Origin of the sequence: Azospirillum ramasamyi (assembly GCF_003233655.1) — a bacterium.
In the GTDB taxonomy this organism is placed as follows: domain Bacteria; phylum Pseudomonadota; class Alphaproteobacteria; order Azospirillales; family Azospirillaceae; genus Azospirillum; species Azospirillum ramasamyi.
Genome location: NZ_CP029834.1, coordinates 222555 through 248033, shown reverse-complemented (window position 1 = coordinate 248033; position 25479 = coordinate 222555). Strand labels below are relative to the sequence as shown.

Annotated in this window: 19 protein-coding genes; 13 read left to right on the top strand and 6 right to left on the bottom strand. The window is 68.4% G+C overall.

Translation table 11 applies throughout. From position 1 onward, the window contains the following. Window positions 1-5 precede the first annotated feature (5 nt). Window positions 6-665: a chemotaxis protein CheX gene (locus DM194_RS25735; protein ID WP_111070494.1), complete on the bottom strand. Its 660-nt coding sequence runs from the start codon at window positions 663-665 to the stop codon at window positions 6-8. A 404-nt stretch (window positions 666-1069) separates the two neighbouring features. Between DM194_RS25735 and DM194_RS25730 the strand changes: the two genes are divergently transcribed. Further along, window positions 1070-1864 (top strand): DUF2076 domain-containing protein, encoded by a 795-nt coding sequence (locus DM194_RS25730; RefSeq protein WP_111070642.1) that lies wholly within the window; start codon window positions 1070-1072, stop codon window positions 1862-1864. A gap of 476 nt (window positions 1865-2340) precedes the next feature. After that, window positions 2341-4977, top strand: coding sequence for a methyl-accepting chemotaxis protein (locus tag DM194_RS25725; protein WP_111070493.1), 2637 nt, complete (start codon window positions 2341-2343; stop codon window positions 4975-4977). A gap of 109 nt (window positions 4978-5086) precedes the next feature. Here the strand turns inward: DM194_RS25725 and DM194_RS25720 are convergent, their stop codons facing one another. Then, entirely contained in the window at window positions 5087-5275 is a 189-nt protein-coding gene (locus DM194_RS25720; RefSeq protein WP_111070492.1) for a hypothetical protein, read from the bottom strand. 273 nt (window positions 5276-5548) lie between these two features. Next, the gene (gene ppc / locus DM194_RS25715; RefSeq protein ID WP_111070491.1) at window positions 5549-8320 is read right to left on the bottom strand and encodes a phosphoenolpyruvate carboxylase; all 2772 of its coding nucleotides are present in this window, start codon (window positions 8318-8320) and stop codon (window positions 5549-5551) included. A gap of 371 nt (window positions 8321-8691) precedes the next feature. On the opposite strand from ppc, the gene DM194_RS25710 reads away from it, so the two are divergent. The 7 genes from DM194_RS25710 to uxuA all read left to right on the top strand — a co-directional run bounded on the left by DM194_RS25710 (window position 8692) and on the right by uxuA (window position 16506). Continuing rightward, the gene (locus tag DM194_RS25710) at window positions 8692-9450 is read left to right on the top strand and encodes a GntR family transcriptional regulator (protein WP_111070490.1); all 759 of its coding nucleotides are present in this window, start codon (window positions 8692-8694) and stop codon (window positions 9448-9450) included. Between the two features lie 157 nt (window positions 9451-9607). Beyond that, on the top strand, window positions 9608-11104 hold the full coding sequence (locus DM194_RS25705) for a mannitol dehydrogenase family protein (protein ID WP_111070489.1): 1497 nt from the start codon (window positions 9608-9610) through the stop codon (window positions 11102-11104). Between the two features lie 40 nt (window positions 11105-11144). Then, the gene (locus tag DM194_RS25700) at window positions 11145-12173 is read left to right on the top strand and encodes a Zn-dependent oxidoreductase (protein WP_111070488.1); all 1029 of its coding nucleotides are present in this window, start codon (window positions 11145-11147) and stop codon (window positions 12171-12173) included. Window positions 12174-12257: 84 nt separating this feature from the next. After that, window positions 12258-13283 carry a TRAP transporter substrate-binding protein gene (locus DM194_RS25695; protein WP_111070487.1) on the top strand — a complete coding sequence of 342 codons (1026 nt, stop codon included), beginning with the start codon at window positions 12258-12260 and terminating at the stop codon, window positions 13281-13283. A gap of 201 nt (window positions 13284-13484) precedes the next feature. Beyond that, a complete protein-coding gene (locus tag DM194_RS25685) occupies window positions 13485-13988 on the top strand; it encodes a TRAP transporter small permease (protein WP_111070486.1) in 504 nt (167 codons plus the stop codon). Further along, window positions 13988-15262, top strand: a complete 1275-nt coding sequence (locus DM194_RS25680) for a TRAP transporter large permease (RefSeq protein ID WP_111070485.1) — start codon at window positions 13988-13990, stop codon at window positions 15260-15262. Before DM194_RS25685 ends, DM194_RS25680 begins: the two co-directional genes overlap by 1 nt. Window positions 15263-15309: 47 nt before the next feature. Continuing rightward, window positions 15310-16506, top strand: coding sequence for a mannonate dehydratase (gene uxuA, locus DM194_RS25675; RefSeq protein WP_111070484.1), 1197 nt, complete (start codon window positions 15310-15312; stop codon window positions 16504-16506). Between the two features lie 17 nt (window positions 16507-16523). Here uxuA and DM194_RS25670 read toward each other — a convergent pair whose 3' ends face one another. After that, window positions 16524-18041 (bottom strand): sigma-54 interaction domain-containing protein, encoded by a 1518-nt coding sequence (locus DM194_RS25670; protein ID WP_111070483.1) that lies wholly within the window; start codon window positions 18039-18041, stop codon window positions 16524-16526. A 229-nt stretch (window positions 18042-18270) separates the two neighbouring features. On the opposite strand from DM194_RS25670, the gene DM194_RS25665 reads away from it, so the two are divergent. From DM194_RS25665 to DM194_RS25655, 3 genes are all read left to right on the top strand, one after another. After that, window positions 18271-20115: a sensor histidine kinase gene (locus DM194_RS25665; protein WP_111070482.1), complete on the top strand. Its 1845-nt coding sequence runs from the start codon at window positions 18271-18273 to the stop codon at window positions 20113-20115. Between the two features lie 81 nt (window positions 20116-20196). After that, window positions 20197-20736 (top strand): TRAP transporter small permease, encoded by a 540-nt coding sequence (locus DM194_RS25660; RefSeq protein WP_111070481.1) that lies wholly within the window; start codon window positions 20197-20199, stop codon window positions 20734-20736. Beyond that, the gene (locus DM194_RS25655) at window positions 20733-22016 is read left to right on the top strand and encodes a TRAP transporter large permease (RefSeq protein WP_111070480.1); all 1284 of its coding nucleotides are present in this window, start codon (window positions 20733-20735) and stop codon (window positions 22014-22016) included. The genes DM194_RS25660 and DM194_RS25655 overlap by 4 nt, the downstream gene beginning before the upstream one ends. On the opposite strand, the gene DM194_RS25650 is transcribed toward DM194_RS25655, so the two are convergent. Continuing rightward, window positions 22013-22279, bottom strand: coding sequence for a DUF1488 family protein (locus tag DM194_RS25650; protein ID WP_111070479.1), 267 nt, complete (start codon window positions 22277-22279; stop codon window positions 22013-22015). The genes DM194_RS25655 and DM194_RS25650 overlap by 4 nt on opposite strands. Then, a complete protein-coding gene (gene norR, locus DM194_RS25645; RefSeq protein WP_111070478.1) occupies window positions 22276-23877 on the bottom strand; it encodes a nitric oxide reductase transcriptional regulator NorR in 1602 nt (533 codons plus the stop codon). The genes DM194_RS25650 and norR overlap by 4 nt, the downstream gene beginning before the upstream one ends. A 132-nt stretch (window positions 23878-24009) precedes the next feature. Here norR and hmpA point away from each other — a divergent pair, with 132 nt between their 5' ends. Beyond that, a complete protein-coding gene (gene hmpA / locus DM194_RS25640; RefSeq protein WP_111070477.1) occupies window positions 24010-25185 on the top strand; it encodes an NO-inducible flavohemoprotein in 1176 nt (391 codons plus the stop codon). Window positions 25186-25479: the final 294 nt, after the last annotated feature.

The window sequence follows — 25479 nt, the reverse complement described above, 5'->3', positions numbered from 1 at the left end:
GTTGTTCAGGCAATCTGGGGACCATGTGGCGTTCCGGCGGATGTGGGATCTTCGGAGGCGATGCCTTCGATGAAGGCGTGGATCAGCAGCTGCAGCGATTCCAGCGAGGAAACGCCCATCAGCAAGGCGATGTAGCCACGGATGCTGCGGCTGCGGATCGTGAAGTCGATGTAGAGGAACAGAACGAGCTCGTCGGAAGCTCCTGCCTTGTCCTTCAGGATGTTGGCGCCGTCGCCGCGCAGCACCGCCGGCAGCGAGATGGTCAGCCGATCCTTGAGCGCGTTGGCGACCACCACGAGGCAGCCGTTCAGGATGATGTTGCCGATCTCCGCCAGGGCGTCCTGTTCGAGATCGACGATTTCCGCCAGGGTCAGGTCGCCGCCCAGCACCGCGCGGGCCAGTTCCAGGCTGTTGGCCTCCGGGAAGATCAGCATGGCGCGCCCGTCGAAGGAGCCCTGGAACTGCTGCTCCACCGCCACCAACCCGCTGCGCTCCCGCGCGCTGAGGAAATCGGATGCCTCCTGCCGGCTGACGATGTCCACGGTCGGGACGGACAGCAGAACCTGGTCGTTGACCATGCGGCTGAGATGGGTAGCGGCGCGGCCGACCCCCATGTTCACCAACTCGGTCAGCGCATCGCGCTCCAGGTCGGTCAGTTCCACCATCTCTCGGCGCCTGTTCAGTCTTGGTCTCGGCTTCACAACCGGCGCCGCCCGGCGGTCGCATTCCGAATGTGGCCCATCGACAGCAAAAAGGGCACCCCCGTCAATGTCATATGTTAAGCCGGCGACGCCATAGCCGGTATAGCCGCCCCTATTCCTACAATGGTCAGCCTGTCGATTCACCAACTCATGCTCCAGGTTGGGAAAGGTCGGAAAGATATCGGTACTCTGATGTAATATTGCGTTTAAGAGCCGCAATGAAATGGAACCGTCGCTGTTCGAGGTGACGACAGCGCCCTCGAACGCGCCTCTCCAGGGGACTTGTCCGCCGGGAGATGGCGACTCCACATCATATATGGCGCCCGCGCGATGGACGCCGCGCGAGAACACGGCGCGAGGAGATGGCGATGACCCCAGAGGAACGCAGCCTTCTGTCCGACCTGTTCCGTCGCCTGCGCGAGGTGGAATCCCAGCCGCGCGACGTCGAAGCGGAGGACTTCATCCGCCGCGCCGTGCAGGACCAGCCGGAATCCGCCTATTACATGGCGCAGACCGTCCTGGTGCAGCAGCAGGCCCTGACCGCGGCGCAAACCCGGATCGAGCAGTTGGAGCGGCAGCTGCGCGACCGCCCGGCCCAGCCGGCCGCATCCGGCGGCAGCTTCCTGTCGAACGTGCTCGGCCGCAGCCCGTGGAGCCGGGGTGCTGAGCAGCCCCCCGCCCCACCCCCTGCTGCCGGCCGCAGCCCGTGGGGTGGCGGTCCCGGCGCCGCCTATCCGCGGCAACCCTATGCGCCGCAGCCCTCCCCGCAAGCCGGAATGGCGCCCGGAATGGCCCCTGGGATGGCGCCACGCGGCGGAGGCTTCTTCGCCGGGGCGGCGCAGACGGCGGCGGGCGTGGCCGGCGGCATGCTGGCGGCGAGCGCCATCTCCTCCCTCCTTCACCATTCCCCCGGCCCCTTCGGCGAGGCGGTGGCGCAGACCCCGGTCAGCGAGACGATCAACGAGACGGTGATCGACAACGACTACGGCGGCGATCCGGGAGCGCAGCCCGACGCGGTGCAGGATGCATCCTACGACCCCGCCCCGCCGCCGGCCGACGACGCAACCTACGACCCCGGCCCTCCCCCGGCAGACGATGGTTCGTTCGATGATTCGCCCTTCGATGACGGAGGCAACGACGACGGGGGCGATTCCTGGATCTGACCGGCGCCGGACGGTTCAATCCTCGCCGCTGTAGCGGTTGGCGATATCCCTGAACTCGTCCTCCAGCGCGGAACCGCCTCCCCCGCCGGCCCCCGGGGGTAGCCGGTGCCGAGCCAGCGGCCGGAGAAATAGGCGTGATCTGTCACCGGGTTCCAGCCCCACGGCCCGGTGTTGGCGGCGTCTCCCCGTCACCGATGTCCCGCACGGAAGACCGACATGGCGGTGGCGGGGGAGAGGAGCATCCATAACGCCCGCGCTAGGCCGATAGCCATAATGGCGCATGAGGTGCTGTCGGTCCGCCGATGCATCGCCGAAAGCGAATATGCCCATGGATGGCAGAAAATGAGAGTTCCTCCGTAAGGATCTGTCAACCACACTGCGGTATGGTTGGTACGGCCAGCAATGCGGGGCGGAAACAAATAAAACGGGCGCCAAGCCCGGCCAGTCACATCTTTTCGGGGGAGCAGGGGCAAAATATGACGATCGATGTCCGCGACGACACCATGATGCCGGACCGCAAGGACGGCGAGCCACGCGCCCGCCGCCTGGGCGTACGCGGCAAGCTTCTGCTCGCTTTCGCCGGCATGGCCGGCATGACGGTCGCCGCCAGCATTGTCGGGCTGACCTCCTTCTCCGCCGTCGAGGCGCCGCTGACGCGGATCGTCGGCACCGGGCTGCCGGAAATGGAGCTGGCCAAGCGCCTGTCCGCCGAGAGCAGCGGCATCGCCGCCGCCGCCCCGGTGCTCGCCGCCGCGGACAGCCAGAGCGAACGCGAGCGCGTCCACGGCGAGATCATGGGCAACGGCAAGGCGCTGGGCGCTTTGGTGGAGGAACTGGCGGCCCGCCGGGCCGGCGATCCGCTGATCGCCGAACTGCGCGGCAAGACCCAGGGCCTGATCGCCACGCTGGATCGCGGCAACGCCGCCGCCACCCTGCGCCTGTCCGTCCGCGGCACGCGCGAGACGATGTCGGCCGAACTGGCCAAGGCCTACGATGCCTTCCTCGCCGCTCTCGCCCCGCTGACCGACCGGGCGGGCGCCACCCTGCGCGACAAGGGCGACACGCTGGACAACAGCACCGAACGCGACATGAACGCGCTGAGCGACGCCGTCCGCTCGCTGATCACCATGTATGAGGTGCGCGGCGATCTGAGCGTGGCGTCGGAAGCGCTGATCCGCGCCGGCAGTGCCGAAACCGCCTTCGCCGTCACCCAGCATCAGCAAGCCTATCTGGAGGCGGCCGCCCGCATGGTCAGCGCCACCGCGCAGATCGGCGGCCGGCTGAGCAAGGAGACCGCCGACGGGCTGGACGCCTTCTTCCTGCTGGGCGATGGCGCCGCCGGCGTCTTCGACTTGCGCCGCGCGGCCCTGGAACTGCCGGCCGGCAGCGGGGAGCGCGACGGGCTGCGCCAGAAGGTGGCCGACGTGCTGGCCGACGCCGCGCGCCGTCAGGCCGCCCTGGTGGAGCAGATGGAAGCGCCGCTGATGCGGCTGAAGGCCGAGATCAGGCTGTCCAGCGTCAATGTCCGCTCGCAGACCCGCGAATCCATGCAGGATCTGCTGGGTGACGGGCTGGCCCGCTTCCGGACCTATCTGGAACTGTCGACCTACGCCGCCGCCACCGTCGGGGCGCTGAACGAGGCGGCGCAGGCGCCCAGCACCGACCGGCTGGCGATGCTGGAAACCCGCTATGCCGCTGCGGCCAAGGCGATGGACGAGCGGCTGAAGGCGCTGCAGAAGGCGGGCGACGACGGCCTGCCGAAGCTGGTCAAGAGTGTGGAGGTTCTGGCCGGCTTCGGCAAGGGCGAGAACAGCCTGTTCAAGCTGCGCCGCTCCGAACTGGATGCTGCGGCTGAGAATGAGAAGGTGCTGGCGGAGAACCGGCTGATCGCCCGGCAGTTCGCCGGCACGGTCGACGGGCAGATCGCGGCAATGAAGCAGGAGGCCGATTCCGCCGCCGCCGGCGCCACCGACGCGCTGTCCGCCGGCCGCATGATGCTGATCCTGTTCGCCGCCGCCAGCCTCGTCGGCGCCGCGGCGCTGGCCTGGTTCGTGGTCGGCCGCAACATCGTCGCCCGGCTGAGCGCCCTGTCCGACGCCATGCGGGCGATCGCCGCCGGCAACCTGAACGCCCCGATCCCCGCCGCCGGCTCCGACGAGATCGGCGACATGACCCGCGCGCTGATCGTTTTCCGCGACACCGCCAACGAGGCCAACACCGCCAACGCCCGTGCCGAGGCCGAACGCAGCCGGGCAGCCGGCGAGCGCCGCCGCGCCATGGTCGAGATGGCGGAGAATTTCGAGAGCAGCGTCCGCGGCGTGCTCGACCGCGTCGCCCGCGCGGCCGGCGAGATGCAGGACATGGCCCAGCGCATGAGCCGCAACGCGGAGGCGACCACGGGCGAGGCGGCGACCGCGGCCAGCACCTCGCAGCAGGCCGAAGGCAGCGTCAAGGCGGTCGCCGCCGCGACGGAGGAGCTGTCGGCGTCGATCCAGGAGATCGGCAGCCAGGTCCACGCCTCCAGCCAGATCGCGCGCAAGGCGGCCGGCGAGGCCGAACGCACCGACCGCACGGTGGAAGGGCTGTCGCAGTCCGCCAACAAGATCGGCGAGGTGGTGCAGCTGATCAACGACATCGCCAGCCAGACCAACCTGCTGGCCTTGAACGCGACCATCGAGGCGGCGCGCGCGGGCGAGGCCGGCAAGGGCTTCGCCGTGGTGGCATCGGAGGTGAAGAGCCTCGCCAACCAGACCGGCAAGGCGACGGAGGAGATCTCCAGCCAGATTCAGGCGATGCAGTCGGTGACCCAGGACGCGGTGGACGCCATCCGCTCCATCGCCGGCACCATCCGCGAGATCAACGAGATCGCCGCCAGCGTCGCCGTCGCGGTCGAGCAGCAGAGCGCGGCCACCCGCGAGATCGCCCGCAATGTCGGCGAGGCCGCCGACGGCACCCAGCATGTCCGCCGCAACATCGATTCGGTGGCCCGTGCCGCCGCGGAATCGGGCGAATCCGCCACCCGCGTGCTGACGGCATCCTCCACCGTGGCGGACGAGGTGCGGTCGCTCGGCTCGCAGGTCGACAGTCTGGTCAACCGGATGCGGGCGGGCTGAAGAGAGGCCCCCTGGTGAAAAAGGGGGCGGAAAGCCGGCCGGCTCTACCCCGCCGTCCGCGCTGCGGCGCGGCGGGGTAGAGCCGGGTTCCCGATCGACCCGGCCGCCGTCACCGCCGGCGGCTTTCCTGGACGGTGACGGGCTGCCAGAGGATCGCCGCCCCCGCGCCGGCGCCGCAGGCACTGCCCCAGACGAGGCGCTCTTCCTTACCGGCGGCTTCCGGCTTGGTGTCGGTTGTCTCTTGCGCCCGAGCCTCGTCCGGCTGGGCCATCTGCTGCTGTTGCGACTGAGTGGTCATACCGATCCTCCTGGTGAAGAGACGACAGCTACCAAACCAATCAACAGTCCACAACTCAGATTTTTTAAATAAGCTATGACTTTTTGCGGCCAATTCTTTCGATTTCACCGAATTTCTTTTGCGCATGCGAAGAGATGAACGGCGCCGCACAAGAAAAAATAGCGTCAGCTTGGCATTTTTATTTATTGTATGCACGCAAACAAAACGAGCCCCTCTTCCATGGGAAGAGGGGCTCGTTTTGAAAGGGGCGGGCGCGGGAGAACCGGGTGCGGATCAGCCGCTGTTGCGCAGGCCGGCGGCGATGCCGTTGATGGTCAGATGGATGCCGCGGGCGATCTGCTCGCCGCTATCGCTGGTGCGGTGGCGCTTCAGCAACTCGACCTGGACATGGTTCAGCGGGTCCAGATAGGGGAAGCGGTTGCGGATCGACCGCGCCAGCAACGGGTTCCCTTCCAGCAGGGCCGACTGTTCCGTGATCGCCAGCAGCACCTCGATGCAGTCCTGCCACTCCGCCCGGATGCGGGAGAAGATGGCGTCGCGGAGTTCCGGGTCGGACACCAGCCCGGCATAGCGGGACGCGATGGCGAGGTTCGACTTCGCCAGCACCATGTCCATGTTGGACAGCAGCGTGCGGAAGAAACCCCAGTCGCGGTGCATGGCGCGCAGCCGTTCCATGCCGTCCGGATGCTGGGCCAGATAGGCCTTCACCGCCGACCCGAAGCCGTACCAGCCCGGCAGCATCAGGCGGCATTGCGCCCAGCTGAACACCCAGGGAATGGCGCGCAGATCCTCGATGCTGGTCGACTTCTTGCGCGAGGCCGGGCGGCTGCCGATGTTGAGGTTGGCGATCTCGCCGATGACCGTCGATTCCCAGAAATACTTCTCGAAGCCCTCGGTCTCGTAGACCAGCCCGCGATAGGCCTTGAAGGCATGCTCCGACAGCTCTTCCATGGTCTGGAGGAACAGATCGGTGCAGGGCTCCGCCGATTCCGGGTGCAGCAGGGTCGCTTCCAGCGTCGCCGCCGCCAGGGTTTCCAGGTTGCGGCGGCCGACTTCGGGGTTGGAATACTTCCCGGCGATGACCTCGCCCTGTTCGGTGATGCGGATGGCGCCCTGCACCGCGCCGGCCGGCTGGGCCAGGATCGCCTGGTAGCTGGGGCCGCCGCCGCGGCCGACCGAGCCGCCGCGGCCGTGGAACAGGCGAAGCCGCACGCCATGCTTGGCGAACACCTCGACCAGCGCGATCTCCGCCTTGTACAGCTCCCAGCCGGAGGTGAGGAAACCGCCGTCCTTGTTGCTGTCCGAATAGCCGAGCATCACCTCCTGCAGGTTGCCGCGGCTTTCCAGGAAGCGCCGGTATGTGGGGATCGACAGCAGCCGGTCCATGGTGGCGGCGCAGTTGCGCAGGTCGCCGATGGTTTCGAACAGCGGGGCGATGTTCAGGTGCAGCGCCTTGTCCTTCGGCCGCAGCAGCCCTGCCTCCTTCAGCAGGACGGCGACCTCCAGGATGTCCGACACGCCGTCGGTCTTGGAGATGACGCAGTTCACCACCGCGTCCGAGCCGAAGCGGGCGCGGGCGTCGGCGGCGGTGCGCAGGATGTCGAGTTCCGACGCGGTCTCTTCCGAATAGTCGGCGTAGCGCGAGGAGAGCGGCCGGTTTGTTTCCAGCTCGCGCACCAGCAGCTCGATCCGCTCGTCTTCCGACAGCGATTTATAGTCGATACGGGGATCCGCGAAGGACAGCAGCTCCGCCACCGACCGTTCATGCACGTCGGAGTTCTGGCGCAGGTCGATGCTGGCCAGATGGAAGCCGAACAGGTCGACCGCCCGGCGCAGGTGGCGCAGCCGGCCCTTGGCGAGCGCCGCCGAGCCGTTGACGGTCAACGACCGGTCGATGATGTCCAGGTCGGAACGGAATTCGGCCGACGTCTGGTAGGGCGGCGCGTCGCCCACGGCGTGGCGCGGCGCTTCCAGACCGTCCAGCGTCCGCAACGTCGCGGCGACCCGCGCATAGATGCCGGAGATGGCCTGGCGGTACGGCTCCATCTTGCGGTGCGGCGACGGGTCGGGGGACCGCTCGGCCAGCTGGCGCAACGGCTCGGACACGGCGATGACGCGGGTGCTCAGCGACAGTTCGGCGCCCAGCGCGTGCAGTTCGTCCAGATAGAATTGCAGGGCGCGGGTGCTCTGCATCCGCATCGCCTGACGCAGCACGGGGGCGGTGACGAAGGGGTTGCCGTCGCGGTCGCCGCCGATCCAGCTGCCCATGCGCAGGAAGGAGGGCAGCTCCGTCGTGGTCCAGGACGGGTCCATCCGCCGCAGATGGTCCTCCAGCTGGGCGTAGAAACGCGGCATCTCGCGCAGGAAGGTGTAGTCGTAGAAGGTCAGCCCGTTCGCGACCTCGTCCGTCACCGCCAGCTTGGTGGTGCGCAGGATGGCGGTCTGCCACAGCGTCAGCACGGCGCGCTGGAGGGATTCGAGGTTGGCCTCCTCCTCCTCCGGCGTCATCGGGCCGTGGTCGCGCTCCGCCAGCAGCTTGGCGACCTCCATCTGCACGGTCAGGATGCTCTTGCGCTGCACCTCGGTCGGGTGGGCGGTGAGCACCGGGCTGACCAGGGCGCCGTCGAAGAATTCCTTCAGCTGCTGCGGGGTGATGCCGGCCTTGGTCGCCTCGTCCAGCGCGTGGGCCATGGTGCCTTCGCGCGGCGCCGAGCCGGCGAGCGCATGGGCGCGGGTACGGCGGATGTGGTGCTGGTCCTCGGCGATGTTGGCGAGGTGCGAGAAGAAGCTGTAGGCCCGCACCACCCGCGCCGTCTGCGGCGGCGACAGGCTGTTCAGGATCGCCTCCAGCTCCTTGCGGGCGCCCTGGTCCTCTTCACGGTGGAACCGGATGGAGGTCTGGCGGATGCGCTCGACGATGTCGAACACCGCCTCCCCTTCCTGGCTGCGGACGGTGTCGCCCAGGATGCGCCCCAGCAGGCGGATGTCTTCGCGGAGCGGCTGGTCCTTCGTCTCGGAACTTTCCTGCAGCAGGATGGCGGACATGGGCGGCGGTTTCCTGGTCGAGGATGGACGGATACGGGGCGATGCGCGAACGCCGGATGCTTGAGCCGGATACTTGAATTGGGATGATCGGAATCCGGGCAGGAGCTGTCCCCTGCGCGCGAAGTGGTCAGACCATCGCCGACAGCATGCCGATTCCTCAGGAAGTTTCAACCGTCAGTGTGCTGGTGCGAAATGATTTCCATAGGGCGCAATGCATGAGAAATGCGACGTCGCATATCGCCCCCATCCCCGTAAGGCGGCCTTGCTTCCAAACTAGTATGGTAGTATGCTTGACCGATTGTTTATCCCTGCCCATGCTCCGTATGACGAAGCCGGCGGGGAGAAGGGCGGACTGACGGGATGGCGAAGCGATGCTGAACAAGATCGACCTGGACTCCGGGGAGCCGATCGCTCGGGGCGTGTACCGGGTGCTGCGCCAGGCCATCGTGACGATGCAGTTCCACCCCGGTCAAGCTTTGTCGGAGCAGGAGATCGCCGACCAGCTCGGCGTCAGCCGCCAGCCGGTGCGCGAGGCCTTCATCAAGCTGAGCGAGTCCGGCCTGCTGACCATCCGGCCGCAGCGCGGCACCTTCGTCGTCAAGATCTCGGTCAAGCAGGTGCTGGATGCCCGCTTCGTCCGCGAGGCGGTGGAGACCGCGGTGGTCCGCAAGGCTTGCGAAACCATCACGCCGGCCGGCCTCGCCGAATTGCGCGAGAACCTGAAGGCCCAGTGGGACATCGCCGACGAACCGGTGCCGGTGCGATTCCTGGAGCTGGACGAGGCCTTCCACCGCACCATCGCCATCGGGGCGGAATGCGAATACGCCTGGCGCATCGTGGAGGAGACGAAGGCCCAGATGGACCGCGTCCGCTACCTCAGCGTGCCCTACGCCACGCCGATCCGCCGCCTGATCTCCCAGCATCAGGCGGTGCTGGAGGCGATCGCCGCCCGCGACCCGGTGAAGGCGGAGGCGGCGATGGGCATGCACCTGCGCGAGATCCTGACGTCGCTGCCGGAACTGGAGGGCAAGTTCCCCGACCTGTTCACGCAGGAGGATGGGGCGGCGCCTCCGGCTCCCAAGGCCTCCACCCGCTCCGCCGGCCGTTCGAAGGTCGCCGGCCTGCGCTGACCGGCGCGGGATCGCCCGGCCTCCCGATCAGGGCGCCGTACCGTTTCTCTGCCGAACAATCCTGGTTGCTCTCGCCCGCCCTCTTTGACATACTACCATACAAGAATGTGAGACAACGCCTCGCGCAATCGCTCGGCCGGGAAGGAAACCGATCCACATGCAGCCCCCCGCGACCTCATCCCTGCCCCGTCTCGGCGCCGCCGGCCTGTCCACCCTGCCGGCGGCGGTGGCGCGGCCGGCCTATGACCGCAAGGCGCTGGAACTCGGGATCGTCCATCTCGGCGTCGGCGCCTTCCAGCGCGCCCATCAGGCCGCCTACACCGACGCCCTGCTGGAAAAGCGGTTCGGCCCCTGGGGCATCGCCGGCGTCAGCCTGCGCAGCCCCGACACCCGCGACGCGCTGGAACCGCAGGACGGGCTCTACACCGTCGCGGTGCGCGATGCGGCGGGAGAGCGGCTGCGGGTGATCGGCTGCCTGCTGGAACTGCTGGTGGCGCCCGAGGATCCCCAGGCGGTGCTGGAGCGGATGTGCCGCCCGTCCGTGCGCATCGTCACGCTGACGGTGACGGAGAAGGGCTATTGCCACGACCCGGCGACCGGCGCGCTGAACGAGGATCACCCCGACATCCGCCACGACCTGGACAATCCCGCCAGCCCGCGCACCGCCATCGGCTTCATCGCCGAGGCGCTGGCCCGCCGCCGCGCCGCCGGGCTGGAGCCCTTCACCGTTCTGAGCTGCGACAACCTGCCGAGCAACGGCGACACCGTGGCCCGCATCCTGCGCCGCTTCGCCGAACTGCGCGATGCGGAGTTCGGGGCCTGGGTCGGCGCGGCCGTCGCCTGCCCGAACAGCATGGTCGACCGCATCGTGCCCGCCACCACGCAAGCCGACCGGGCTCGCGTGTCCGAGGCCCTCGACCTGCAGGATGCCTGGCCGGTGGTGACGGAGCCTTTCACCCAATGGGTGGTCGAGGACCGTTTCCCCGCCGGCCGCCCGGCCTGGGATGAGGTGGGGGTGGAGCTGGTCGCCGACGTCCATCCCTACGAGACGATGAAGCTGCGTCTGCTGAACGGCAGCCACTCCACCATCGCCTATCTGGGATATCTGGCGGGTTACGAGACGGTGTCGGACACCATGGCCGATCCCGCCTTCGCCACGCTGGTCCGCAACCTGATGGACCGGGAGACAGGGCCGACGTTGCACATGCCGCCCGGCGCCGACATGGAGCAGTATAAGGACGCGCTGATTGCCCGCTTCCGCAATCCGGCGCTGCGCCACCGCACCTGGCAGATCGCCATGGACGGCACGCAGAAGCTGCCGCAGCGCCTGCTGAACCCGATCCGCGACCGGCTGGCGGCCGAACAGCCCATCGACCGGCTGGCTTTGGCCGTCGCCGCCTGGATGCGCTACGTCGCCGGCATCGACGAGAAGGGCCAGCCCATCGACGTGCGCGACCCGCTGGCGCCCCGTCTGGCGGAGATCGCGGCATCCGCCGCCGGCAACCCGGACCGGCTGGCCGAGGCCCTGTTCGGGCTGACCGCCGTGTTCGGCGAGGATCTGCCGCGCGACCCGCGCTTCACGGGGCCGGTCACCGCCGCGCTTGGGCGCCTGTTCGCCGAGGGGGCCCGCGCCGTGGTCGCCGCCGACGCCTGATCCCGCTTCCGAAGCATCACATCCCCTGGGGAGCATTCCCGTGGTTGCCCTGATCGTCGAAAAGCCGCATGTGCTGGCCCTTCGCCCCGAAAACGCCGCGGATGCCGGGCCGGTCAAGGCCGGCGAGGTGCTGGTGCGTGTCCAGCGCGCCGGGATCTGCGGATCGGACCTGCACATCTACCACGGCTCCAACCCCTTCGCGGTTTACCCGCGCGTGATCGGCCACGAGTTCGCCGGCACGGTCGAGGCGGTCGGTGATGGCGTCACCAACGTCGCGGCCGGCGACCATGTGGTGGTCGATCCGGTGGTGTCCTGCGGCCGCTGCTATGCCTGCCGGGCCGGGCGCAGCAATGTCTGCGCCAATCTGGAGGTGTTCGGAGTCCATCGCGACGGCGGCTTCCGCAACCATGTGGCGGTGCCGGCGGCCAATGCGATCAAGCTGCGTTCCGACCTGCCGATCTCCATCGCCGCCTTGGCGGAGCCGCTGTCCATCGCCGCCAACGTGCTGTCGCGCACCGGCATCGGCGCCGACGACACGCTGCTGGTCTATGGCGCCGGGACGGTCGGGCTGACGGTGGTGCAGGTCGCCAAGCTGCACGGCGCCCGCTGCATCGTCGCCGACCTGGACGACCGGCGGCTGGAGCGCGCGAAGGAGTTCGGCGCCGATGTCGTCCTCAACTCCTCGCGCGTGTCGGTGCCCGAAGCGGTGCGCGACGAGAATGACGGGCTCGGCCCCACGGTGGTGATCGACGGCGCCGGCGTGCCGGCCCTGCTGGAGGAGGCCTGCCGCCTTGCCAGCCCGGCCGCGCGCATCGGTCTGCTGGGCTTCTCACCCGCCCCCTGCAACGTCAGCCAGCAGGAGATCGTGAAGAAGGAACTGACGCTGGTCGGTTCCCGTCTGAACCGCCGCCTGCTGCCGCAGGTGATCGAGTGGCTGGAGAGCGGCAAGCTGCAGCCGGCGGCGATGATCACCCAGGTCTTCCCGATCGCCGACGCGGCAAGCGCCTTTTCCCTGATCGAGACCGACCCGTCCAGCACGATCAAGGTGCAGTTGGACTTCGAGAGCTGACCGCCGGCTTCGAGTTTTCCATCGCGCAAAGGAAGGCGGACCCGATCCGCCCAAAGCGCCCGCCCAAAACGGAGGAACACCAGGATGAACAGCAAGACCCCGATCTCCCGCCGCACGCTGGCCAAGAGCATCGGTCTCGGCGCCGGGATCGCCGCCGGTGCGACCCTGTTGGGCGGCATCGCCGCCCCGGCCATCGTCCGCGCCCAGGCCAAGACGACGCTGAAGCTGGGCCATCTCGGCAACGAGGAGAATGTCTGGCACAAGGCCTCGCTGGTCTTCGCCGAGGAAGTCGCCAAGCGCACCAACGGCGCCGTCGAGGTCAGGGTTTTCCCCAATGAGCAGCTCGGCAAGGAAACCGACCTGATCAAGGGTATCCAGCTCGGCACCATCGACTTCACCATCACCGGTGAATCCCTGCAGAACTGGGCGCCGGCCGCGGCGTTGCTGGCGGTTCCCTACGGTATCCGCGACCTCGACCACCTGGACAAGGTCGTCACCGGCGAGCCCGGCCGGAAAATCGCCGAATCCATCGAGCAGAAGACCCAGCTGGTCCCGCTGACCTACTTCGCCCGTGGCCCGCGCAACCTGACCAGCAAGCGCCCGATCAAGTCGCCGGACGATCTGAACGGCCTGAAGATGCGCGTGCCGAACGTGCCGCTGTTCGTGTCCTTCTGGCAGGGGCTGGGCGCCAAGCCGACGCCGATGGCCTTCTCGGAAGTGTTCACCGGCCTGCAGAACGACACCATCGAGGCGCAGGAAAATCCGCTGGCCCTCATCAAGTCGGCGAGCTTCCACGAGGTCCAGAAATACGTGAACCAGACGGAACACGTCATCAGCTGGATCTATCTGGTCGGCGGATCGAAGAAGATGGGCCGCCTGCCGGCGGAGCAGCGCACCGCCATCATGGAAGCCGCCAAGGCGGCGCAGGCCGCCGAGCGCAAGCTGTTCATCGAGGACGAGGCCAAGCTGGCCGCCGACCTGAAGGCCAAGGGCATGGAGTTCGTCGCGGTCGACAAGGCCGCCTTCGCCGAGAAGGGCCGCGCCGCCGTGGTCGCGGCGCTGTCGCCGGAGATCAAGCCGATCTACGACGAAATCCTCGCGGTGAAGTGAGGGGAAAGAGCCTTGCCCTCTCCCGTCCCGGGAGAGGGAGGGGAGCCACGAAGTGGGGAGGGTGAGGGGTAAGCCAAGCGGCCCGAGTCACATGGCTCCTTGCACCACCCCTCACCCCTCCCACCGCTTCGCGGCGGACCCCTCCCCTCTCCCGGGGCGGGAGAAGGTGTAATCCTTCCCCAACCGCAAGAGCCTTCTCCCATGCGCACAGCCTTTGCCGCCCTGGTGTCGGCCGTATCCGCCCTTTGCCGTTGGGGAACCCTGGCGGCGATCGGCGTCCTCATCATCGTCGTGACGATCCAGGTTCTGGGCCGCGTTCCCGGCTTTCCTTCCCCGGCCTGGACCGAGGAGGTGGCCCGCTTCGCGCTGGTCCAGCTCGTCGCCTTCTCCTGCGGGCTGGCTCTGCTGCGCGGCGAGCTGGTCAACGTGGACATGTTCATCCTGCTGCTGCCCAAGCCGGCGCAGTGGGCGGTCGCCCGGCTGGTGGACGTGGCGGTCCTTGTGTTCGCTGTCGCCATCATCCCCGGCGCCTGGGACTACGTGGTCGGCAGTCTGGGCGAGCGGGCACGCTCCATCAACATGCCGATGATATGGGTCTATGTCGTGACGCTGATCATCCCCGTCTCGCTCGCCTTCTTCTCCATCGCCCGCCTTGCCGGGTTCGGACGCGACAGCGCGCCGCCCAGCCATGGGGAAACCGTCTGATGGTCACCGCACTGTTCCTCACCTTCGCCGTCCTGCTGATCCTGGGCGCGCCGGTCGGCATCGCGCTGGGCGGCGCCTCGGCGGTCTATCTGGTCGGCAGCGACATCGACCTCGCGGTGGTTCCGCAGTTCATGTACGCGGGCATGGACAGCTTCGTCCTGCTCTGCATCCCCGGCTTCGTGCTGGCCGGCAACCTGATGAACGGCGGCGGCATCACCGACCAGATCGTGCGGTTCAGCAACCGGCTGGTCGGCCATATCCGCGGGGGTCTCGGCCTCGCCAACGTCACGGGATCGATGGTGTTCGCCGGCATCTCCGGCACCGCCGTGGCGGAAACGGCCTCCATCGGGTCGGTGATGATCCCGGCGATGCGCAAGTCCGGCTATGACGCACCCTTCGCCGCCGCCGTCACCGCCGCCGCCTCCACCGTCGGGCCGATCATTCCGCCCAGCGTGCCGATGATCATCGTCGGCACCCTGACCGGCCTGTCGGTCGGCAAGATGTTCATGGCCGGCGCCATTCCGGGCCTGCTGTTGGGTCTGGGCATGATGCTGACGGTCTGGATCCTGGCGCGGGTGCGCAACTACCCGAGGGAGCCGTGGCAGGGCTTCGGCGCGCTGATCCGCGCCAGCCGCGGCGCCTTCTGGGCGCTGCTGATGACGGCGATCATCCTGTTCGGCATCGTCGGCGGCTATTTCACCCCGACCGAGGCGTCGATCGTCGCAGCGCTCTACGCCTTCGTCATCGGACTGTTCGTCTACAAGGGCTTCACCCTGCGCCAACTGCCGGCGATCCTGCTGGAAAGCGCCATCGGTTCGGGCGGGCTGATCCTGCTGGTTGGCCTCGCCAACGTCTTCGGCTGGATCCTGACCAGCGAGCAGATCCCGCAGGCCATCGCCGCCTCCATGCTGGAGCTGACCACCAACAAGTACCTGATCATCCTGATGATCAACATCCTGCTGCTGATCGTCGGCACCTTCATGGAGACGATCGCGGCCCTGATCATCCTGTTCCCGCCGCTGCTGGCGGTGGCGACCCAGGTCGGCATCGACCCGATCCATTTCGCCACCTTCGCCGTGCTGAACCTGATGATCGGCCTGACCACCCCGCCGGTCGGCGTCTGCCTGTTCGTCGCGGCGAACATCGCGAAGATCTCGCTGGGCGCGATCACCAAGGCGATCTGGCCCTTCCTGCTCTGCAACATCCTGGTCCTGTTCCTGGTCTCCTACGTGCCGGCGCTGTCGCTCTGGCTGCCGAGCCTGCTTTTCCGCTGATTGCCCGCAATTCCAAAGCCCCCTCTCTTTCCAAGGAGTTCGCAGCCATGGAACAGTCCTGGCGCTGGTTCGGCCCCGAAGACGCCATCAAGCTGAACCACATCCGCCAAGCCGGCGCCACCGGCGTGGTCACCGCCCTGCACCACATCCCCTATGGCGTCGTCTGGTCGGTCGAGGAAATCCAGAAGCGCAAGGCGATGATCGAGTCCGACGAGGAACTCGGCCTCAGCTGGACCGTCACCGAAAGCCTGCCGGTCCACGAGGCGATCAAGATCGGCGAAGGCGACCTGACGGAGCTGTTCGACAACTACCGCCAGTCGATGCGCAACCTCGCCGCCTGCGGCGTGACCACCATCTGCTACAACTTCATGCCGGTGCTGGACTGGACGCGGACGGAACTGGCGGCGGCGCTGCCGGGCGGCGGCACCTCGCTGCGCTTCAACGCTTACGAACATGCGGCCTTCGACGTCTACATGCTGGAGCGTCCGGGCGCCGAGGAGGACCACGCACCGGAGGTTCTCGCCAAGGCGAAGGAGTGGTTCGACCGCTCCTCCGAAAGCGACCGGGGGAAGCTGCTGGCCAACATCATGGCCGGCCTGCCGGGCGCCTATGACCGCTACGACATCCCCGGCCTGCGCAAGATGATCGCGCGCTTCAACGGCATGACCGCCGACGGCCTGCGCGAGACGCTGGCCCGCTTCCTGCGCGAGGTCATCCCGACGGCGGAGGAGGTCGGCATCCGCATGGCGATCCACCCCGACGACCCGCCTCGCCCGCTGTTCGGCCTGCCCCGCGTGGTCAGCACCGAGGACGACCTCGCCCATCTGATCGGCGCGGTGAAGTCGCCCAACAACGGCCTGACCTTCTGCACCGGCTCGCTGGGGGCCGGCCAGACCAACGACGTGCCGGCGATGGCCAGGCGCTTCGTCGAGGACATCCACTTCGTCCACCTCCGCAACGTCGCCAAGGAGCCGGACGGATCCTTCGAGGAAGCCGACCATCTCGGCGGCGACGTCGACATGGTGTCGGTCGTCACCACCCTGCTGGAGGAGCAGAAGCGCCGCCGGGACGCCGGAAACGACAACTGGCGCCTGCCCTTCCGCCCCGACCACGGCCATGAGCTGCTGGACGACATCGGCAAGCCGACCCATCCCGGTTACCCGATGATCGGCCGCCTGCGCGGTCTGGCCGAAATCCGCGGCGTGATGACCGCCGTCGCGGCGATGAAGCAGTTGCCGGTGTGATGCGGGTCGCGCCGGCCTCACCCGCCGGCGCGCATCCCCAGCCGGGCAAGCTTCTTGTAGAAGGCGGCGCGGGAGATGCCGAGCGCCCGCGCCGCCTCCGTCGCCCGCCCGCCATGGGCGGCGAGCGCACGGCCCAGCAGCCCGCGCTCGAACTCGTCGAAGGCCGCGTCGTAGCCCGGCAAGGGCTGCGGCTCCGCGTGAACCAGCGCCGGAACCGCCGGCGGCAGCGCGGCCTCCGCCGGTGCGTCCACCGCCAGATCCGGCAGCGCCTCCGCAAGGTCGGCGGCGGTCAGGCGGCGGTTGTCGGTCAGCAGGCAGGTCCGCTCCAGAACGTTGCGCAGCTCGCGCACATTGCCGGGCCAGCGGTGGCGGCCCAGCGCCTCCACCGCTTCCGGGGTCAGGCCGCGCAGGGGCAACCCGGTGCGGGCGGCGATCTCCTGCAGGATGGATTCGGCGATGGCTTCCAGCCCGCCGCCCATCTCCGCCAGGGCCGGCAGACGGATCGGCAGCACGTTCAGCCGGTAATAGAGGTCGGAGCGGAAGCGGCCGTCGCGGATCCGCTGCTCCAGATCGACGTTGGTCGCCGCGATCACCCGCACATCCACCTTCACCGGCCGGTCGGAGCCGAGCGGTTCGATCTCCTGCTCCTGCAGGGCGCGCAGCAGCTTGGCCTGCAGGCCGAGCGGCATGTCGCCGATCTCGTCCAGGAACAGGGTGCCGCCGTTGGCGGTCTTGAAGCGCCCTTCCCGCCCGCGGCGGTCAAGCCCGGTATAGGCGCCGGGTACGGCGCCGAAGAACTCCGCCTCCAGCAGCGTTTCCGGGATCGCCGCCACGTTGACGCCGACGAAGGACCGGCCGCTGCGGGCCGAAAGGCCGTGGATGGCCTGGGCGATCAGTTCCTTGCCGGTGCCGGTCTCGCCCAGCAGCAGGATCGGCGCATCGGTGCGGGCGGCGAGGCGGGCCTTGCGCTTGACCTCCAGGCACACGGGGCTGTCGCCGACATAGCTCTGCAGCGTGTAGCGCGGCTGCCGTCCCTCGTCGAGCCGGCGCTTGGTCGCCGCCAGTTCCGCCTCCAGGCGCGACAGCTCGGCCAGCAGGGGCTTCAGCCGGTGCAGGCTGTCATACAGGACGAAGCCGACGGCGCCGATCACCGTGCCGTTGTCGTCGGTCAGCGGGAAGCGCGTCACCACCAGCCGCTGGGTGCCGAACAGCATCAGGTCGAGCAGGATCGGCTGGCCGGTGGCCAGGACCTGGCGCATCTGCGAATGGGGGATGATCTCTTCCACCTCGCGGCCGATCGCCTCTGCCGGATCGGCGATGCCCAGCATGCGGGCGTATTTTCCGTTGATCCACACCACGCGGGCGTCGCGGTCGACCGCCACGGTGCCTTCGGATTGGGTCTCCAGCGCCTCGAACAGCGACGGAATGGCGCGGCTGCGCAGCAGAGCGGCGTTCCCGGCGAAGGCATCGCCATCGAAGGGACGGCCGTCCCGCCCATCACGTGAATACCGGTCGCTGTCCGTTCCCTGCGTCACCCCTGCCGCTCCCCTGTGCCCGTCCGTGCCATCCCCGTGTTATCGGGACCGCGCACGGAAACCGCAATGACGGAACGGGCCGGCGTGCGTCCCCGGCCATGGTGCCGCACCCCCCTTGCGGAGTTGCGGCAGGCCGGTCCATGCTGCTCCCGCGCCGCCGGCCCGAACCGGTCCCGGGCGGGCAGCACCTGTCCACCGGAGCCGTCTTGCCTCTGCCGTCCGTCCCGCCATGCTGAGCCTGCCTGCCGTCCTTCTTTTGGCCGCGGTGCTGGCAACCCTGTGGACGGCGTGGCGCAGTTGGGCCCTTGCGCCCTTCCCCGGCCAGTTCGATTTCGTGGCGATGCAGCTTTCCGCCTCCTGGTGGGCGACCGCAGCCGCCATCGAGATCATCATCCCGGCACCGGCGGACAAGCTGTTCTGGGCGGAGATGGCCTGGCTCGGCATCGTCGGCGCACCGAGCTACTGGGCGCTGTTCCTGTGGTCCTACACGCGGGAGGAGCTGCCGTCGCGCTGGCGGCTGGTGCCGGCCGTGGTGGGGGCGGCGACCTGGGTGGCGTCGCTGACCAACGACAGCCACGGACTGATGTACACCGCGGTCCAGCCCATCAGCGATGCGCCGGGGGCGGCGCTGGAGTATAGCCACGGGCTGCTGTTCTTCGTCGTCACCATTTATCTCTATGCTTTCATGGTGATGAGCATCGTCGTCACCGCCAACGGCGTCCACCGGGCGACACCGGCCTACCGCACCCACTATCTGGGATTCCTGGTGGCGATGGCGGTGCCTTGGGTGGCGAATGTCGGCTACGTCACCGGCAACCTGACCCTGTTCGATTTCGATCCGACTCCTTTCAGCTTCCTTCTGATGGGAGCGGTCTTCTATTGGCTGATCACCCAGCAGCGCCTGTTCGACCTGCTGCCGGTCGCGCGCGACGCCCTGCTGGACGCGGTGCCGGACCCTGTGCTGGTGCTGGACGCCGACGGCACGGTGGTGGAGGCGAACGCCGCCGCCCAGGCGCTGGTGCGCGACGGCGGGCCGCTCGGTCACCGGCTGGCCGAGCTTCCCGGCCTGTGCGACCTGTCGTTCGGCACCTCCGCCGCGCTGCCTGTTCCGCTGACGTTGGAGTGCGACGGTGGCCTGCGCAGCTTCGAGGCGACGCGGGTGGCGCTGACCTCCGGCAACCGCGGCGGCGGACGGTCGGCACCGCGCGAGGTCGGTTGCCTGCTGATGCTGCGCGACGTCACCCACCGCCGCCGGGCAGAGAAGAGGCTGGAGGACACCATCCGCCGCCTGAACCTCGCCCGGCTGGAGGCGGAGGAACGGCTGGTCGCAGAGCAGGAGGCGAAGCGGGCGCTGAACGGCTTCCTGTCGATGACCGCGCACGAGTTCAAGACGCCGCTCGCCATCATCGACGGCGCCGCCCAGATCCTGCAGATGGATGCCGAGGTGAAGGCCCCCGGCATGCTGCCGCGCCTGGAGAAGATCCGCCGCGCGGTGCGCCGGCAGGTCAACATCCTGGAGACCTGCCTTGCCGACGACCGGCTGAACGACCCGGCCTTCGCCCTGCGGCGCGATCCGCTGGACCTGCCGGCCCTGCTGCGCGCCGCGGCGGCGGCCCAGTGCGACGCCGCCCCCGGCCGGCGGATCGAGCTTGATCTGAAGGACTGCCCTGCGGGCTTGACCGGCGACGGTCCGATGTTGGAGCTGTGCGTCCACAACCTGCTGAACAACGCGCTGAAATACTCGCCGGCCGGCACGCCGGTGCGGCTGCGCGCGTGGATCGAGGACGATACGGGCGGGCAGTCGCGGGTGGCGCTGTCGGTGGCCGACCAGGGCATCGGCATTCCGGCGGAGGAGGTGGAGCGGGTGTTCGACCGCTTCTTCCGCGCCACCAACACCGGAGCGGCGGCGGGCAGCGGCGTCGGCCTGAACATGGTCCGCCGCATCGCCGCGCTGCATGGCGGGACGGTGACGGTGGACAGCCGGCTGGGCGAGGGCAGCGTATTCACGATGAGGATGCCGCTGGGCCGGGAAGCGCTTTGCGAGAAAGGGATGGCGGACATGTCCGCGAAATAATCCGCAGGTCAGAACGTTTCTTGCATTGATTGCTCGGCGAAGGGAATAATCCCCCCTCCCTCCATCCTGGACCCTGGCAATATGAGCGATCACGACCCCACCGTCGTCCGGCCGGTGCCGGAACCGCGCGTCCCCCTGGGCATCGAAGAGGTGCTGGTCGCCGTCACCATGGCGGCGGTGGCGCTGATCACCTTCGCCAACGTCGCGGTGCGCTACCTGACCGACGTGTCCTTCGCCTTCACCGAGGAATATTCGATCGCCCTGATGGTGATCCTGACCTTCCTCGGCGCTTCGGCCGCGGTGGTGAAGGACCGCCACATCCGCATCACCTTCGTCACCGACAAGATGTCGCCCGCCAACCGCCGCCGGGCCGAACAGTTCGCCATGGCCTGCGTGGCGCTGATGTACGGGCTGCTGGTGTTCTACGGCGTCTGGACGACCTGGGACGACTACCGGTTCGAGGTGACGTCGCCGGCGCTGGGCCTGCCGCAGTGGATCTACACGATCTGGCTGCCGGTGCTGTCGCTGGTGGTGCTGGCCCGCACGGTGGGCCGGATGATCCGCATCCACAAGGGAACCGAGCCGCTGGCAACCGGCCATATCCCGGAGGGGGAACCGTGATCACCACCCTGCTTTTCGGTTCCTTCCTGGTCATGATGGTGCTGGGCGTGCCGATCGCCGCCGCCCTGGGGCTGGCCGGCACCGCCGCCATCGCCTTCGCCCATCTCGGCGTCATCTCCGTGCCGACCAGCGTCTATACCGGCATCGCCAAGTATCCCCTGCTGACCATCCCGATGTTCGTGCTGGCCGGCACCATCTTCGACCGGTCGGGCGTGGCGCAGAAACTGGTGCGCTTCGCCACCGCCATCGTCGGCCAGGGCAAGGGCGCGCTGGCGGTCATCGCCGTGGTGGTGGCGATGATGATGGGCGGCATTTCCGGTTCCGGCCCTGCCATCGCCGCCGCGGTCTGCGGCGTGATGGCGCCCAGCATGATCCGCGCCGGCTATCCCCGACCCTACATCGCCAGCGTCATCGCCGCGGCGGCGGCCACCGACATCCTGATCCCGCCGTCGGTGGCCCTGATCATCTACAGCGTGCTGGTGCCCGCCGCCCCGACCACCTCGATGTTCGCCGCCGGCATCATCCCCGGCACGCTGGCCGGATTGGCGCTGATCGTCCCGGTCTATTGGCTGGCGCGGAAGCACAATCTGGGATCCAAGCTGTCGCAGGAACCGCGCCCGCCCTTCTGGCGCAGCCTGTGGGACGCCGCGCTCGGCCTGTTCGCCAAGGTCATCATCCTCGGCGGCCTGCGCTTCGGCATCTTCACCCCGACCGAGGCGGCGGTGATCGCGGTCGCCTACGGCCTGCTGCTGGGCATGGTGGTCTATCGCACCATCCGCTTCCGCGACCTCTATTCCATGCTGGTGGAGGCGGCGGAGATCTCCGCCATCATCCTGACGGTGATCGCGCTGGCCAGCGTGTTCGGCTGGGCGCTCAGCACCCTGTCGGTGATCGACCCCATCGCCGACGCCATCATCCATTCCGGCCTGGGCGAATATGGCGTACTGGCGCTGCTGGTGGTGATGTTGACCGTCATCGGCACCTTCCTGGACGGCATTTCGATCTTCATCATCCTGCTACCGCTGCTGATTCCCATCGCCCAGGCCTACAACTGGGACCTGACCTGGTTCGGCGTCATCCTGACCCTGATGATCGCCGTCGGCCAGTTCACCCCGCCGATGGCGGTCAATCTGATGGTCGCCTGCCGGATGACCGGCTGTTCCATGGAAAGCACGGTGCGCTGGGTGCTGTGGCCGCTCGTCACCCTGCTGCTGGTGGTGGTCGCGGTGATCGTCTGGCCCGATCTGGCGCTGTGGATGCCGCGGCAGATGGGGTTCTAAAGAGCGCGGGCGATGTCGCGGCTGGTCAGATGCAGGCTGGCCGCGGCGGCGTAGGCGCGCCGGGCGATCTTTTCGGCCGCCGCTGCCTCGAACGCCGCGCGATGGGCGGCGGCATGGGCAAGGCAGTCCTGAGGCGTCGGCTCCCGCAGGCCGAGCAGGGCGCGGAAGGCCAGCCGGTGGACGGCGCACCAGCCGCCATGGCCGGCCGGCTGGAAGACCAGCGCGTCGATCTCCGCCCGCCAGGACAGCCCCTCCCCGCTCATTCGCGCAGCCCCAGCCGCTTGGCGAGGCGGAACAGGTTGCTGCGGTCGAGCCCGAGCGACCCGGCCGCCTTCGCCCAGTTGCCGCCGTGGCGGCTCAGCCGGTCATGGATCATGCGCCGCTGAAGCTCCTCCACCGCATCCCGCAACGGGAGATTTTCCGCCAGAAGTTCGGCCGGCAGGTCGGCCGGCGAATCCGGCAGGCCGGGCTGCGGGATGGCGGGCGCCGCGATCCCCTCCCCCACCTCTTCCAACCCGAGATCGGCCGGAGTCAGGGTCAGCACGCCGCCATCCGGTGGACGGGCGACACGGGCGCGGATGGCGCCGCGGCCGATGGCATGTTCCAGTTCCCGCACGTTCCCCGGCCAGGGGTAGGACAACATGCGCCGCTCCGCCGCCACCGACAGGCGCAGGTTGCGCAGGCCGAGCCGCGCCCGGTTGCGCTCCAGGAACAGACCGGCCAGCCGCAGGATGTCGGTGCCGCGGTCGCGCAAAGGCGGCACCCGCAGCGGATAGACGCTGAGCCGGTGGTAGACGTCGGCACGGAAGCGTCCCTCCCGCACCTCCGCCGCCAGATCGCGGTTGGTGGCGGCGATCACCCGTACGTTCACGGTGATGTGGCGGTCGGAGCCGACGCGCTGGATCTCGCCGTTCTGCAGCGCCCGCAGCATCTTCGCCTGCGCGGCCAGCGGCATCTCGCCGACCTCGTCGAGGAACAGGGTGCCGCCGTCGGCCAGTTCGAACTTGCCGCGCCGGTCGGTCACCGCACCGGAGAAGGCGCCCCGCACATGGCCGAACAGCTCGCTCTCCACCAGCGCGTCCGGCAGCGCCGCGCAGTTGACATGCACCAGCGGACCGGCCGCACGGCTTGAGCGGGCGTGCAGCCGGCGAGCCACCAGTTCCTTGCCCACCCCGGTTTCGCCCAGCACCAGAACGACGAGGTCGCTCGCCGCCACCGTGTCGATTTCCGTCAGCAGGGCCGCCATCGCCGGGCTGGAGCCGGCCGTGCCGGATTCGAGCTCCGCCGGCGGGTCGTCGATCTCCTTGATCCCCCGGTTGCCGTCATCCGTGAGAGCCGCCCGCCGTTCCACCGCGGCGGCGAGCTCGGAAGCAAGCCGCGCCCAGGCGGCGATAGCCTCCTCCCAGCCGTCGAAGCGTCCTTCGTTCAGCGCATCCAGGGTCAGCATGCCCCATGGACGGCCATCCACGTTCAGCGGCGCCCCGACGCAGTCGTGAACATGCAGGCGCTGCTTAAGATCGGGGATCAGCCCGTCATAGGGGTCGGGAAGTTCGCAATCGGGAGGAAAGCGCAAAGGCCGACCCGTCGTCCCGGCGATCGCCCGCAACCGGGGATGATCGTCCAGCGCGAAACGACGGCCGAGCGTGTCCGGGCTGAGCCCGCGCGTGGCGAGCGGCACCAGCAATGCGTCGGCGGAGCGGCCGTCATGGCGCAGCAGCGCACAGGCATCGCAAGGCAGGTGCCGCGCCATCAGATCCAGCAGCAGCGGCCACAGCCGCACCGGATCGTCCAGCATGCGCAGGAGCGTGCCGGCTTCGTCGAGCGTGATAATTGTTGTCGGAATGACCGCGCCGTTGTCCATCCGACATCATAGCCGGCGTGGTCGCTTTGACAACACCCTTCCCGCACTGCGCGGAAACCCGCCCGGTGGCGCCTTGGCACGGGGTTTGCCAACCGGTTGCGGCATCGTGACGCGCAAAAGGAATGCTCCCCCATGCTGACGCCTGCCCAGATCGCCGTCATCAAGGCCACCGCCCCAGTCGTGGCCGCCCATGCCAGCCGGATCACCGGCACCTTCTATCCGCTGATGTTCGAGCGCTTCCCCGAGGTGCGCGCCGTCTTCAACCAGAGCCACCAGCGTAGCAGCGCCCAGCCGGAGGCGCTGGCCAACGCCATCATCGCCTATGCCTCCAACATCGACCGGCTGGAGGTTCTGGGACCGGCCGTCGAAGGCATCGTGCAGAAGCACGTCTCGCTGAACATCACTCCCGACCAGTACGAGATCGTCGGCGCCTGCCTGATGGAAGCCATCGGCAAGGTCCTGGGCGATGCGGTGACGCCGGAGGTCGCCGATGCCTGGGGCGCTGCCTACTGGCAACTCGCCCATCTGCTGATCGCGGCGGAGGAGAAGGAATATGCCCGCAAGGCGGCGCTGACCGGCGGCTGGCGCGGCGCGCGGCGCTTCCAAATCGTGGAGAAGACACCGGAGAGCGCCGTCATCACCTCCTTCCGGCTGGCGCCGGTGGATGGCGGGCGGGTGATGGATTTCCAGCCCGGTCAGTATCTCGGCCTGCGGCTGACCATCGACGGCGAGACCATCCACCGCAACTACAGCCTGTCGGCTTCGCCCAACGGCCGCGATTACCGCATTTCGGTGAAGCGGGAACCGCAGGGGGTGGTTTCCGGCTTCCTGCATGACCGTGCGCAGATCGGTGACGAGTTCGACGTCTACCCGCCGGCCGGCGAATTCGTGCTGCGCGAGGGGACCGGCCCGCTGCTGCTGATCACCGGCGGCGTCGGCCAGACGCCCGCGCTGCCGCTGGCCGAACAGGCGCTGGCGGCCGGCCGCAAGGTGATCTACGTGCATGCGGCGCTCAACGGCTCGGTCCACGCCTTCCGCGAGCAGATCGACCGTCTGGCCGAACGGCACGACACCCTGAAGCCGGTCTATTGCTATGCCGATCCGCAGCCGGGAGACCGGCCGCACATGGTCGGCCTGCTCGACCAGGAGCGCTTGGGCGGTCTGCTGCCGAAGGATGCGGGGGTTGCCGCCTATGTCGTCGGCCCGAAGCCCTTCATGGCAACGGTGGTGAAGGCGCTGACCGCGCTGGGCGTTCCGGAAACGGCGATCGTCCACGAGTTCTTCGGCCCGCGGGAAGCTCTCGCCTGAACCCTCGCCCGATCGGCGGCACCTGATCGTTGCCTTGCACTTCGGCGGGCCGGCCCTTCCACCTTGGGCCGGCCCGTTCCTGTTTCCGCTTCGCGGATGTCACACCCGCGCTCGGCGGTTTTGAGTAAAACTGTTATATTACCACGAAAGTCCGACCATCCGACAGCTGTTCACCGCTTCAAGCGGCGTGCATGGGCCATCTGCACGCCTATTCGCTGAAATCGTTCTGTGACCACGCCGAATCGCCATCGCACGGCGGCAACGTTCATCCCGGTAGACCGAAATATCGTGGAT

What these genes read in the sequence shown, in the direction of transcription:
- DM194_RS25735 (WP_111070494.1), bottom strand. Translation starts at nt 665, where the DNA reads ATGGTGGAACTGACCGACCTGGAGCGCGATGCGCTGACCGAGTTGGTG.
- DM194_RS25730 (WP_111070642.1), top strand. Translation starts at nt 1,070, where the DNA reads ATGACCCCAGAGGAACGCAGCCTTCTGTCCGACCTGTTCCGTCGCCTG.
- DM194_RS25725 (WP_111070493.1), top strand. Translation starts at nt 2,341, where the DNA reads ATGACGATCGATGTCCGCGACGACACCATGATGCCGGACCGCAAGGAC.
- DM194_RS25720 (WP_111070492.1), bottom strand. Translation starts at nt 5,275, where the DNA reads ATGACCACTCAGTCGCAACAGCAGCAGATGGCCCAGCCGGACGAGGCT.
- ppc (WP_111070491.1), bottom strand. Translation starts at nt 8,320, where the DNA reads ATGTCCGCCATCCTGCTGCAGGAAAGTTCCGAGACGAAGGACCAGCCG.
- DM194_RS25710 (WP_111070490.1), top strand. Translation starts at nt 8,692, where the DNA reads ATGCTGAACAAGATCGACCTGGACTCCGGGGAGCCGATCGCTCGGGGC.
- DM194_RS25705 (WP_111070489.1), top strand. Translation starts at nt 9,608, where the DNA reads ATGCAGCCCCCCGCGACCTCATCCCTGCCCCGTCTCGGCGCCGCCGGC.
- DM194_RS25695 (WP_111070487.1), top strand. Translation starts at nt 12,258, where the DNA reads ATGAACAGCAAGACCCCGATCTCCCGCCGCACGCTGGCCAAGAGCATC.
- DM194_RS25685 (WP_111070486.1), top strand. Translation starts at nt 13,485, where the DNA reads ATGCGCACAGCCTTTGCCGCCCTGGTGTCGGCCGTATCCGCCCTTTGC.
- DM194_RS25680 (WP_111070485.1), top strand. Translation starts at nt 13,988, where the DNA reads ATGGTCACCGCACTGTTCCTCACCTTCGCCGTCCTGCTGATCCTGGGC.
- uxuA (WP_111070484.1), top strand. Translation starts at nt 15,310, where the DNA reads ATGGAACAGTCCTGGCGCTGGTTCGGCCCCGAAGACGCCATCAAGCTG.
- DM194_RS25665 (WP_111070482.1), top strand. Translation starts at nt 18,271, where the DNA reads ATGCTGAGCCTGCCTGCCGTCCTTCTTTTGGCCGCGGTGCTGGCAACC.
- DM194_RS25660 (WP_111070481.1), top strand. Translation starts at nt 20,197, where the DNA reads ATGAGCGATCACGACCCCACCGTCGTCCGGCCGGTGCCGGAACCGCGC.
- DM194_RS25650 (WP_111070479.1), bottom strand. Translation starts at nt 22,279, where the DNA reads ATGAGCGGGGAGGGGCTGTCCTGGCGGGCGGAGATCGACGCGCTGGTC.
- norR (WP_111070478.1), bottom strand. Translation starts at nt 23,877, where the DNA reads ATGGACAACGGCGCGGTCATTCCGACAACAATTATCACGCTCGACGAA.
- hmpA (WP_111070477.1), top strand. Translation starts at nt 24,010, where the DNA reads ATGCTGACGCCTGCCCAGATCGCCGTCATCAAGGCCACCGCCCCAGTC.